7 protein-coding genes are annotated in these 12,685 nt (G+C 66.6%); 4 read left to right on the plus strand and 3 right to left on the minus strand.

The features are described 5' to 3' along the window. The first annotated feature begins 2 nt into the window (after window positions 1-2). Window positions 3-1,217 carry a cytochrome P450 gene (locus ACFQ00_RS13025; protein WP_381491505.1) on the plus strand — a complete coding sequence of 405 codons (1,215 nt, stop codon included), beginning with the start codon at window positions 3-5 and terminating at the stop codon, window positions 1,215-1,217. Here ACFQ00_RS13025 and ACFQ00_RS13030 read toward each other — a convergent pair. After that, window positions 1,214-2,851, minus strand: coding sequence for an N-acyl-D-amino-acid deacylase family protein (locus ACFQ00_RS13030; RefSeq protein WP_381491508.1), 1,638 nt, complete (start codon window positions 2,849-2,851; stop codon window positions 1,214-1,216). The genes ACFQ00_RS13025 and ACFQ00_RS13030 overlap by 4 nt on opposite strands. A gap of 80 nt (window positions 2,852-2,931) precedes the next feature. Between ACFQ00_RS13030 and ACFQ00_RS13035 the strand changes: the two genes are divergently transcribed. Continuing rightward, window positions 2,932-4,008: an NAD(P)/FAD-dependent oxidoreductase gene (locus tag ACFQ00_RS13035; protein ID WP_381491511.1), complete on the plus strand. Its 1,077-nt coding sequence runs from the start codon at window positions 2,932-2,934 to the stop codon at window positions 4,006-4,008. Between the two features lie 10 nt (window positions 4,009-4,018). On the opposite strand, the gene ACFQ00_RS13040 is transcribed toward ACFQ00_RS13035, so the two are convergent. Beyond that, window positions 4,019-4,657: a helix-turn-helix domain-containing protein gene (locus ACFQ00_RS13040; protein ID WP_381491514.1), complete on the minus strand. Its 639-nt coding sequence runs from the start codon at window positions 4,655-4,657 to the stop codon at window positions 4,019-4,021. A 76-nt stretch (window positions 4,658-4,733) separates the two neighbouring features. Continuing rightward, entirely contained in the window at window positions 4,734-7,121 is a 2,388-nt protein-coding gene (locus tag ACFQ00_RS13045) for a penicillin acylase family protein (protein ID WP_381491516.1), read from the minus strand. Window positions 7,122-7,442: 321 nt separating this feature from the next. On the opposite strand from ACFQ00_RS13045, the gene ACFQ00_RS13050 reads away from it, so the two are divergent. Both ACFQ00_RS13050 and ACFQ00_RS13055 read left to right on the plus strand, forming a co-directional pair. Then, entirely contained in the window at window positions 7,443-10,247 is a 2,805-nt protein-coding gene (locus ACFQ00_RS13050; protein WP_381491519.1) for a TonB-dependent receptor, read from the plus strand. A 70-nt stretch (window positions 10,248-10,317) separates the two neighbouring features. Next, window positions 10,318-12,681 carry a penicillin acylase family protein gene (locus ACFQ00_RS13055; protein WP_381491521.1) on the plus strand — a complete coding sequence of 788 codons (2,364 nt, stop codon included), beginning with the start codon at window positions 10,318-10,320 and terminating at the stop codon, window positions 12,679-12,681. The last annotated feature ends 4 nt before the right edge of the window (window positions 12,682-12,685 follow it).

A 12,685-nucleotide genomic window follows, 5' to 3' on the forward strand; every position in this document is an offset into this window, starting at 1 on the left:
CTATGTTGTCACCCTATGCCATCTACGACACCGCGCCGCCGCCCGGTGTGCCCGTGCTCGATATCGATCCGTTCTCGGCACCGTTTTTCGACGATCCGTTTCCGGCGCACGAGGCGATGCGCGAGGCGGGGCCGTTCGTGTGGCTCGGGCAATATAATATCGGGGCGGTCGCGCGGTACGAGCACGTGCGCGAGGCGCTTACGGACTGGGAGCGTTTTTCCTCGGCGCGCGGCGTCGGCATGGAGGATTTCGAGCGGCACGGCCGCTTCCGCCTGCCCAGTCTGATCCTGGAGGCTGACCCGCCGCTCCACACGCGTTCGCGCGGTGTCCTCAGCCGTGCGCTCTCGCCGCCCGTACTGAAAGGGCTGCGCGCGCGCTTCGCGGCGGAAGCCGAGGGGATCGTGGAGCAGGTGGTTGCAGCCGGACGGTTCGATGCCGTTCGCGATCTTGCCGAGGCTTATCCGCTGCGGGTGTTCCCCGATGCGATGGGCATGAAGCGCGAGGGGCGCGAAAAGCTGCTGCCGCACGCCGAGATGCTGTTCAATTCCTTCGGCCCGCGCAACGCGCTGTTCGAGGCGTCGCGCGCGCAGGCGAGTTTCGACTGGATCGAGGAACAGGGGCGGCGCGAGAATTTGTCGCCGGGACTCGGTCTCGTGATCCACGAAGCCGCCGATCGCGGCGAGATCAGTTCTGACGAGGCGCCGCTGCTGGTGCGCGCGCTGCTGCAGGCGGGGCTCGATACGACAGTGAATGCGATCGGCGCGACGCTCTATTGCCTCGCGCGTTTTCCCGATCAGTGGGAACGGCTGCGCGCCGAACCGGCGCTTGCGAAGGCGGCGTTCGACGAGGCGATCCGGTTCGAATCGCCGGTGCAGACCTTCTTCCGAACCGCGACGCGCGATACCGAGATCGGCGGCGCGCGCGTGCAGGAAGGCGACAAGATCCTGATGATGCTCGCCTCAGCGAACCGCGATCCGCGCCAGTGGGATGCGCCGGATCGGTACGACATCACGCGGAAGACACTCGGCCACGTGGGCTTCGGTGCCGGCATTCATCAATGCGTCGGGCAGATCCTCGCGCGGATGGAAGGCGAGCTGGTGCTGGACGCGCTCGTGCGGCGCGTGAAGTGCATTCGCATCGCGGGCGACGTCGTCCGCCGCCACAACAACACGCTGCGCGGGCTCGCCAGTCTCCCCGTCGAGGTCGAGCGCGCCTAGCGCTTTCTTGGCACGAACTGCCCTGCGGTGACGCCGGTCGGCTTGCCGTTTTCGAAGGCGACCTTGCCGTTCACGATCACGGCGACGATGCCCGTGGAAAAGGCGCCGGGGTCCGCATAGGTGGCGCGCGCGGCAACGGTGGCGGGATCGAACACCACGACGTCCGCCGCGAGGCCCGGCATCAGGCGACCGCGATCGGCAAGGCCGAGATGCGCGGCGGGAAAGCCGGTCATCTTGCGGATCGCCTCTTCGAGCGGGAACAGTTTGAGGTCGCGGCTGTAGTGGCCGAGCACACGCGTGAAGCTGCCGCTCGCGCGCGGATGCGCATAGCCGCGTGCGAGCGACTGTGCGTCGACATAGGCGCCGTCGCTCGCGACCATCACCCACGGCTTCACGATCAGCTCCAGGATATCCGCCTCGTCGATCGTGCCGAGCGTGACGCGGACGGCATTGCGCGCAGCGAGATCGGCGAGGAGGTCGAACGGCGCGACACCGCGCTTCTTCGCCAGCAGCTCGAGGTTCTCGCCGACGAGATCGGGGTTCTCCGGTGCATCGACGATCCTCATGCTGCCGTAGCCGACCGCCTTGATCCAAGAGAAGCCCTTGTCGACGCCGTGTTCCGTCGCCTCGCGCACGGCGGCACGGCGGGCGGGGTCGGCGAGCGCGGCGCGCACTTCCGCCTCCGTCACCTTCCGGTCGCCGCGCCCGTCGGGGAGGACGAAGAGATCGTAGACCGCGCGCACGGTCGCGCCGTCGAACGGATATTGATCCGCGACGATGTCGAAGCCTTGCGCGCGCGCCGCCTCGACCATCGTGATGACCTCGCCGATGCGGCCTTTGTTGGTGAGGCCCGTGGCTTTCAGGTGTGCGAGCTTTGCGGGGATGCCCACGGCCTTGCCGAGTTCGATTGCTTCGCGTTCCGATTCCACCATGTGGAAGCCGGGATCGCGCGTGTGCGAATCGTAGGTGCCACCATAGGGCTTTACTGCGGCGGCAAGCGTCTGAACCTCGGCCTCGGTCGCGAACATGCCGGGGTCATACATGAGCCCGGTGGAAAGGCCGACGCAGCCCATCTCCATCCCTTCGCGCACCAGCGCCGCCATGCGTTCGATCTCCTCGGGCGTCGCCGCGCGGCGCTGTTCCGGCATCACCTCTTCGCGGATACCGTTATGGCCGACGTAGCAGCCGTGGTTGACCCCCATGCCCTTTGTGGCGAGCATACCGCTCAGCTGCCGCATCACGCGCGGTGAAAGGCCGCCGTCCGGGCTCGCCATGATCGTGGTGACGCCCTGCGACAGGTCCTGCGCATCGATGAACGGCCCCTCGATGCGCTCGACAGCTTCGGGGGCGTGGCTGTGCGCATCGATGAAGCCCGGCGCGACGGCGAGGCCGCTGGCATCGATCGTGCGTGCCGCGACGACGCGCGACGCCTTCTTCACGAACCGGATCTGGCCGCCTGCGATTCCGACATCAGCCGGGCGGGGCGGCGATCCCGTGCCGTCATAGACAAGCCCGCCGCGCACGAGCAGGTCCAGTCGTTCAGGCTCTGCGGCACAGGCGCTAAGGGCTAGCGCTGCGACCGCACAAGCAGCCTTCAGGCAGGTTTTGGAGACGTTGAAGGCGAGGATTTTCACGCAGGCGGGCCCTTTGTCGTTTTCGCTAGACGAATTGATTTTAGCGTATAGGAAACATCGTGGTCATTCAAGGTTGGAACATGCGTTTTGATTTCATCGTCATCGGGGGCGGGATCGTCGGGCTTTCGGCAGCGGCGGCGCTTTCGGCACGCGGCAAGACGCTGCTCCTCGAACGCGAAAGCCAGCCGTGCCAGCACAGCTCCGGCCGGTCCGCCGCGATCTTCGTGCACAGCTACGGCAATGAGGTGGTGCAGGCGCTGACCGCGATCAGTGCGCGCGTCTTCGCGGCGGCGGACCACGAGATGCTCGGACGCAAACGCGGCATCCTGGTCGTTGCGCGGAAGGGCGGCGATCCGGGTGGCCCGGTGCCGGGGCGGGAGCGCATTTCGGCGGAAGCCGCTGCCGCGCTGATGCCGCTGCTGCGGCCCGAAATGCTCTCTCACGCGTGGCTGGAAACGGATGCGCGGGACATCGACGTGCACGCGATGCACATGGCCTATGCGCGAACACTGAAGGCCAACGCGGGTACGCTTCTGACCGACTTCGATGTGCGATCGGCGGAATGGCAGGGCGGACTCTGGCACGTCTCCAATGGCGCGCAAAGCATGTCCGCACCGGTCGTGATCAACGCCGCCGGCGCGTGGGCGGAAACGGTGGGTGCGCTGTTCGGGGCCGCACCGAAAGGCATCCAGCCGCTGCGGCGCAGCGCGGCACTGATCGATCCGCCCGCAGACAGCAACCTTGAGGACTGGCCGATGGTCGTCGACGTCGAGGAGAGCGTTTACTTCAAGCCCGAAGCCGGGAAGCTGATGGTATCCCCGGCAGACCGGACACCCTCGCCGCCCTGCGACAGCTGGGCCGAGGACATGGATATCGCCATCGCGATCGACCGCTACCAGAGCCTCACCGGCGAGGAGGTGCGGCGCGTGACGCACACGTGGGCGGGGCTGCGCAGCTTCGTGGACGACGAAAGTCCGCTGATCGGTGCGGACGCCGCGGTGCCGGGCTTGTTCTGGCTCGCCGCGCTCGGCGGCTACGGCGTGCAGACCGCGCCCGCCGCAGGCGCCATCATGGCCGCGCTCGCGAGCGGCACGGCGCTTCCCGAAGGCGTGACGCCCGAATTGCTGCGCGCGCTCGACCCGGCGCGCATTACCTGAACGCCGGCGTTTATTCCGGCTTTTGCGGCGGGTGATGATCGACGGCGTTCACCGCGTCGATCAGCTCGGTCTCGTTCCCCGAACACACCGCGATCACGCGGCAGGGCGCGTCGCCGTGCGCGACGTAGGCGTGGCCCATCTGGCTGTCCATCCACATGGATTCGCCCGCCTGCAGGATCACCGGCTTGTAATATTCGGAGTGCACTTCAAGCGCGCCTTCGAGGACGTAGACGAATTCCTCGCCGCCGTGGCGCACGTAGTCGGGAAAGTCCGAAAAGGAACGCGACTGCGGCGAGACAACGAGCGGCACGAACGCTTTGCCCGACACATCGGTGCTGAGATAGCAGTGATCATAGTGCTCGGTGCGCACGACGACGCCTTCGCCGATGCGGTTGATGCTGCGCCGCCCCTTTGCCGAGGAGTCGCCCTGCGCCGGAGACGAACCGCCGAGCAGATCGGCAAAATCGACGCCGAGACCCTGACACAGCTGCGTGAGCTTATCGTAGGTGAGCGACATCTTGCCGGATTCGACCTTCGACAGCGTCGAAATGGCGATGCCAGTACGGCGGCTGACTTCCGACATGGTGAGCCCCATGCGGCGGCGCAGCGCCCGCAGCGCTTCAGCGAGTTTCGTGGGCGGTCGGCCCATCCATACGCTCCCGGAAAGTTTCAACGAACAGACACCCGCAATAGGTCAAAAGGATGGAAAGCGGAACAGTCGCTGATCATCGCGGTTTGAGCGTCAATGCGCCCACGGACTCCTTGCGGAGTTCAGCGGCGCTGCCCGTGAGCGGGAAGTAGCGGCCCGCCGCCCAGTCTTCCGCCATATGCCCGAACCACGGCGACAGCACGTTGCCCGACATGCCGGGCGCGATCATGTAAAGGCTCTGCGCGGGATCGGCGAGATCGACGATCTGGCGATAGCGCGCGCCGTAGACATCCGCGTAAGGATCGTCGCCCCAGAGATTGCTGAGCCCGGCGTTCACCGTCGTCGCGTCGCCCGGCGCGGCGGGCGAGGCGACGAGGTGCGCCCCGACGATCGGCAGATGCGAGAAGATGTCGTGCTTGAAGCGCACGCGGTGCACGTCGCCCCAGCGCCATGTGTCCATATCGCCATATTGCGCGCGCAGATCCTTCACCGCCGTGTCGAGTGCGCGGGCGGCGAGCGCCGGGCAGGCATCGCGCGCGCACCATCCGCCTTCCCCGGCGAGCAGGCGTTCGAGGCGTGGGCGCGTCGCGCCGAGATAATCTTTCGCAAGTGCGCCGAGCCGGGGCTCCAGAAGCGCCGTTACCGCGGCCCTGTACCACGCCGACCAGATCAGCGGCTCGGCCTTGTCCGTCGCCATGTCGCCGTTCCAGCGCTGGAGTGCGGCAAGTGCCGCGCGGCCGTCTTCGGTTGCGGGTTTCATCGCAGCGAGCACGGGCTTCATCGCGGCGACCTGCGCCGAGACCGTATCGATCTGCAGCCGTTGCATCGTTTCCCGATCGGCGCTCTTCGCCGTACCGAGCTGCTGGACGATGCGCGCGGCGCGCCAGCCCGGCTCGAACGCGGTGCTGTCGTACAGGCGGTCTCCGTTGAGCGTGCGGTTGTTGGCATTGGCGACGAAGCCCGACGCAGGGTTCACCGTTCGCGGCATCTCCTGCGGATACGCGTAGCCGGTCCACGCGAAGCGCGCGTCCCAGCCGGGCGCGGGCAGGAAGCCGTCACCGCCGCGGCGCGGGATGCGCGCGGCGGTCGCCATCGCGATCGTGCCCGAACGATCGGCGAACGCGAAATTGTGCTGGAAATGGAAGTTCGCGATCGCGCGTTCGAATTCCGGCCAGTCGCGTGCTGCCGCGATGTTCACGAAGGCTTCCATGATCGGCTGGCCGCCTGGGAAGTCGACACCGGCGAGCGCAACGACATGGCCCGGCGGCAGTTGCTCGCGCACCAGTCGGGCGGCTTCGTCGTCGATGTCCGAAAGCACCGGGCCGTGCGCGGTGTAGCGCAGCACGATGCGCTCGGGCGCCTTGTCCTTCACCGGGATCGTCACCGTGCGCGTCACGAATTTCCGAGGTCCCGCAGGCGTCATGTATTGCGTCGGATCGGCCGGATCGAGGCGCTCGACGAAGAGGTCGGTCTGGTCCGCCATCACATCGGTGATGCCCCACGCGATGTCGCGGTTGCGCGCCGTCGCGAGGCCCGGAAGGCCGGGGCGGGAGGCGCCGACCAGCTCGAATTCCGCGCCGACGATGCGGACGGGATAATAGTCCGCCGGGGCGGTGAGCGGCCCGTGCGGATCGTTGGCGAGCAGGGGCTTGCCGCTCGCCGTGCGCGTGCCCGCAACCGCCCAGCTGTTCGATGCGGGGAGCGCGCGGCCGAAGGGGAGCGGTTCGGCGAATGCCGTCTTCACGGGCTTCAGCGCCACTGCGCCGCACGTGTCTGCCGCCGCGCCCGGCGTTTGCGGCGCCTCCGGATGCGTCACCGGGCTGGCGTCTGCGGCGGAGGCGAACAGCGAACGCAGCGCATCGCAGTCGATCGCGGGGAGCAGCCGCGCGCGCAGCAGCTCGTCGCGCCAGTCGCCGAAACCGAGCGTCAGAAGCCCGGCGACGCGGCTGACGTCGCGCGCCTCCCAGCGCCCCGGCGCGGTGCCGGTGAGCAGGAATTCGGGCGGCAGCGCCCCGCGCCGCGCATCGAGCGCCGCGTTGATCCCCGCGACATAGGCGCGGATGGCACTGCGCGTTGACGGCGAATAGCCGCGCTCGGTGCGATCGGCGATGGCTTCGATATCGAGCGCGGCAACGAGCTTGTCGGTGCCGAGCCCGTCGCTGCCGATCGCTTCCGCAAGGCGCCCGTGTGCGGCGCGGCGTGTCATTTCGAGATTCCAGAGCCGATCCTGGCCATGGACGAAGCCGAGTCCGAAATAGCCGTCGTCACGTGTCGCGGCGAAGATATGCGGCACGGCACGCGCATCGCGCACGATCTCAAGGGTGCCGCTGATCCCGGCGACCTGCCGTGTGCCGGAATAGTCGGGCAGCGATGTGCGCAGCCATCCATATGTGCCCGCTGCGAGCGCCAGCGGCACGAACGCGGTGCCGCCGAGTATCCATTTTGTCTTGCCGAATTTTTTCATGCCCCGGACGTCCTGCTGGCGATTGCCGATGTGCCGGAGATGGTCTCCGATGTGATCGATTTTTCATATACACTAATTTCGACAGGGTGCCAGCAAGAGCGGCGGCGGCATTCCCCATCGATCATATTTTTAGATATAGTATTTATATTTCAATATATTGAGTGAAATTTCATCATCTTTTGTGGGGTCGTTCGGCCTGCCGGGAGGGTCGCGACATGAGCCGGATTGACATTATAGGAAAAGTTGGAGCTATATAGGAAAATTCTTTTGAAGGATTGGCATGGGTCATGAGGGTGGCCTGTGGGGACGAAGGGGGAAGCAATGGGACAGACTGTTATGCAGCCGCGTGCGCGGCAACGGGTTCGTGCGGGCATTTGGCAGCGGGGGCGCCGTCTGGCGGCAAAGGCCGCGCTGCTCTCCGCCGCGTTTCCGATGATGCCGGTTCAGGCGGCGCTTACGCAGGAAGCGGATTCCGGAAACGAAGACATCGTCGTCACGGCCTCGCGCATCATGCGCAGCGGCTTCACCGCGCCGACGCCCACGACGATGCTCGATGTCGATAATATCGCGTTGCAGGGCGCATCGACGCTTGCCGAGGCGGTGAACCAGATCCCCTCGTTCCTGCCGAACACCACGCCGGCGACGGGCGGCAACAGCACCGCGACCTCGGGCGCCAACTTCCTGAACCTCCGCGGCATCGGGGCGCCGCGCACGCTGGTGCTGGTGAACGGCCGCCGGTTCGTCCCCTCAGCGACGCAATCGACGATCGCGGGCACGGTGGACGTGAACCTGATCCCGCAGGGGCTGATCGACAGGGTCGAGGTCGTGACCGGCGGCGCCTCCGCCGCGTGGGGCTCGGACGCTGTCGCGGGCGTCGTCAACTTCATCCTCGACCGTGAGAAAACAGGTCTCGAACTCGGGCTGCAGGCCGGGATCAGCAGCCGCGGCGACAATGCGGAAACGCAGATCACGGCAAGCTGGGGCACCGATATCGCCGACGGTCGCGGGCATTTCGTGGTCTCGGGCGAATATTTCGACAGCCGCGGCATTCTGGACCAGCAGGACCGCAAATGGGGCGCCGAGGGCTGGCAGGTGTTCGTGAACCCGCTCTATACGCCCACGAACGGCGAGCCCGCGCGCATCCTTTCGCGTGATGTCCACCAATCGAACCGGACGGAAGGCGGGCTCATCGTCACGGCGGGGCCGCTGCGCTTCCTCCAGTTCGGACCGGGCGGCACGGTCTCGCCGTTCACGACGGGCAGTTCTCTCGGCTCGACCTACATGGTCGGCGGAGACGGTATCAATCAGGGCAAATACATCTCGCTGGTGACACCGCACCGCCGGCGCAGCGTCTACGCAATGTTCGACTACGACATCGCCGACAATGTTCGCCTGTCGCTCGAAGGGTCCTATGCACGGTCCAGGAGCACCAACGCGACGACCGCGTCTTTCACCCTCTCGCCCTACACGATCTCGCAGCAGAACGCGTTCCTGCCGGACTCCGTTCGCAGCACGATGGAGACGAACGGCATCACCCAGTTCCAGATGGGCCGGATCAACACCGATATCGGCTACATCACCACCGATCTCGATGGCGAAGTGTATCGCGCCGTCGCCTCGCTCGACGGCAATTTCGGCGATACCTGGCGCTGGTCGGCCTATTACACCTATGGCGAAACACGCCGCACCGACCGGTCGCTCGGCAATCTCGTCAACGCGCGGATGACGGCGGCGATCGATTCGATCATCGATCCGCTGACCGAGCAGCCCGTCTGCCGGAGCCTCGCCACCAATCCGGGCTGCGTGCCCATCAATCTGTTCGGCTACGGATCGCCTTCGGCCGCGGCGATCGATTACGTGACCGAGGATCAGGTCGTCGAATCGAAGATCCGCCAGCACGCTGCCGCGCTCGATTTTTCGGGTGAGCCCTTCTCGACATGGGCGGGGCCGGTGTCGCTGGCGTTCGGTCTCGAATATCGCCGCGAGTCGGTGAAATCGGTGGCCGACGCGATCTCGCAGGCGAACGGCTTCATGATCGGCAATCCCAAGAGCCTCGCGGGTCACTACGACGTGAAGGAGGCTTATGCCGAAGCGGTGGTGCCGCTGCTGAGCGACGCGCCGCTTGCCGAGCTTCTCGAACTGAACGGCGCGCTGCGCTACACGGACTACAGCACCGGCGCGAGCGTGACGACGTGGAAGATCGGCGGCACCTATGTGCCGACGAAGGGCATCAAGCTGCGCGGCACGCTCTCCCGCGATATCCGCGCCGCGAACCTCACCGAGCTGTTCAGCGTTTCCGGGCTCAGCTTCGCGAACATTCGCGATCCGCGCGACGGTTCATCGCCCTTCGTCAGCTCGCTGAGCGCGGGCAATCCGGGGCTCGCGCCGGAGAAGGCCGATACGTGGACGGCGGGCGTCGTGCTCGAACCGGCGATGCTGCCGGGGCTTCGCCTCTCGGTCGATTACTACGACATCGACATCAGCGGCGCGATCGGCACGCTCACGACGCAGAACATCATCGATCGCTGCTTCACCGGCGGCAACGCGCAGCTCTGCGATCTCATCGAACTCAATCCCGACGACAGCATCCGGCACGTCAACAACTTCTTCGTCAACATCCAGACGGTGCAGACGCGGGGTGTCGACGCGGAACTCGCCTATCGCACCGCGATCGGATCGGACACGCTCAGCCTGCGCGTGCTCGCCACCTATGGCGCCGATCTCATCACCGGCGACGGCATCACCTCGGTCGACCGTGCGGGGCAGGCGCAGGGAACCGGCGTGCCGCATTGGACGGGCATGGCGAACCTCGTCTACACGACCGGGCCGCTGTCGCTCGGGCTTTCGGGGCGCTATGTCGGCGGCGGCGTGTTCGACGTGACGTTCGGGCCGAACGACATCAACGACAACGACATCTCCAGCCGCTTCTACCTGAACCTCTCCGCATCGTACGAGATCGGCGAGGGTGACGGGTGGAAGATGGAACTCTACGGATCGGTGAAGAACCTGCTCGACAAGGATCCGCCCATCGTCGGCTCGACCTTCCAGGCGCCGTTCGCGACCAACGGCGCGCTCTACGACATGGTCGGCCGCTATTTCACCGTGGGTGCGCGGATGAAGTTCTGATCCCGCCATCCTTCCGCTTCCGGCCCGGGCTGTTATAGACAGCCCGGGCGATACAAGGGGAGGACAGGGCTTGATCAGGCGACTTCGGGTATTCGCGGCGCTGGCCGTATCGCTTTCTGCAATTGCCGCACACGCCGGACCTGCCACCGAGACCGCGAAGGTCCGCGGCCTTAAAGCGCCCGCGGAGATCATCGTCGATCGCTGGGGGTTGGCGCATATCTATGCGGCAAACACGCACGACGCCTATTTCCTCCAGGGCTACAACGTCGCGCGCGATCGGCTGTGGCAGATCGACCTCTGGCGCAAGCGGGGCCTCGGCCTCCTGTCGGAAAGCTTCGGCGAAACGCATGTAGAGCAGGACCGCGCCGCGCGCCTGTTCCTCTATCGCGGCGACATGGCGAGTGAATGGCGCCGCTACGGGCCGGGCGCCAGGGACAATTACGAAGCCTTCGTCGCCGGCATCAATGCCTATGTCGACGCGGTGCGCGCGGGCACGAAACCGCTGCCGCGCGAGTTCGCGATTACCGACAGCCAGCCCGCGCGCTGGCGCGCCGAGGATGTCGTCCGCATCCGCACCCATGCGCTGGTGATGAATGCACGCTCCGAGGTTCAGCGCGCGCGCCTCGTCTGCAAGGGCGGGCTGGACGCGGCGCGCGCGACGCAGCGTCTCTATCCCGATCACACGCCGCAAGTGCCGGAGGGTCTCGATCCGTGCACGATCGATGCGAACGTCATGGACGACTACGCGCTCGCCACCGGCCCCGTGAACTTCGATGCGCTCACGAGAGTGGCGGAGGCGCTTCCCGATGATGTGAAGGACGGCTCCAACAACTGGGTGATCGCGGGATCACGCACCACGACCGGCCGGCCGATCCTCGCTAACGATCCGCACCGCGCGCTTACCGTGCCGAGTCTGCGCTATGTCGTTCATATCGAGGCGCCGGGATTGTCGTTGATCGGCGCGGGCGAACCGGGGGTGCCCGGCATTTCCTTCGGCCACAACGGCAAGGGCGCGTTCGGGCTCACCATCTTCAGCACGGATCAGGAAGACGTCTACGTCTACGAGACGCAGCCGGGCCGGGCGGACAGGTATCGCTATCGCGGACGGTGGGAAAAGATGCGCGTCGTCCGGGAAACGATCCCGGTGAAGGGTGGCAAAACGGTTGCCGTGGAATTGCCTTTCACCCGGCACGGCCCCGTCATCCATCGCAGCGCCGAACGCAATCAGGCCTATGCGGTCCGCTCGGTCTGGTCCGAACCCGGTACCTCCGCCTATGCGGCAGCATCGTGGCTTGCGAACGCGGCGAGCTGGGAGGATTTCAGAACGGCTGCGGATCACTGGGGCACGCCGCCGCTCAACCTCATCTGGGCGGGGCCGGACGGCGCCATCGGCTGGACGGCCGCGGGCCTCGCGCCCGTGCGGCCGAACTGGGACGGGCTGATGCCGGTTCCGGGCGACGGGCGCTATGAATGGAACGGGTTCCATGCGCCGCGCAGCCTTCCGAGCGTGAAGGATCCCGCCGAGGGCTGGATCGCTACGGCGAACGAGCGCAACGTGCCGAAGGATTACCCGGCCGACGTGCCGCTCGGGTACGAATTCGCCGATCGCAGCCGCTACGAACGCCTTGCGCAGCTTTTCTCCCGCAGCGAGCGCGTCTCCGTCGCCGATGCTGCGGCGATGCAGATGGATATCCACGACCTCTCGGCGCTGCGTCTTCTGGCGCTGCTGAAAGACGTGAAGGGCTGGGACGCGGATAGCACGCAGGCGCTCGCCCTGCTGCGGAACTGGAACGGCGACATGCGCGCCGACAGTGCCGCCGCCGCGATCGCCGGCACCTGGCTCGCATCACACCTCGGCGCCGCGCTCGTTGCCCATGTTGTCGCGCCGGACGCGCAGCCTCTGGCGCCGCGCGTGGCGGCGGATGCCGCGCTCCACATCCTCGAAACGCGCGATGCTGTACTGGGGCCGGACGCTGCCGCCACGACGCAAACCGTGCTGCGGGAGAGCCTTTCCGCCACGCTCGGCGAACTGCATCGTCGGCTTGGGCCGCAGCTGGAAAGCTGGACGTGGGGCGGCGTGCACACACTCGAACTGAAGCCCCCCTTCGGCACGCTTCTCCGCGCCGACGAGTTCAAGGCGATGACGATCGGGCCGCACCCGGTGGGCGGTTCGGGAACGACGGTCGCGCTGGCGGCGCCGAACAAGGATCTCACCGCCGTGCACGGCCCCTCCGTTCGCATCGTCATGGACGTCGGCGATTGGGACAAATCGGTTTTCATGAACATGCCCGGCCAGTCGGCGGATGCATCAAGCCCGCACTATGGGGACTTCCTGCCGGGATGGCTCGCAGGCGAATTTGCGCCGATGACCTACACGCGCCCGGCGGTCGAAAAGGTTGCCGAGCGTGTGATCAGCCTGACCCCCGGCCGCTGACCCC

It is taken from the genome of Sphingosinicella xenopeptidilytica (genome assembly GCF_042676985.1).
In the GTDB taxonomy this organism is placed as follows: Bacteria; Pseudomonadota; Alphaproteobacteria; order Sphingomonadales; family Sphingomonadaceae; genus Sphingosinicella; species Sphingosinicella xenopeptidilytica.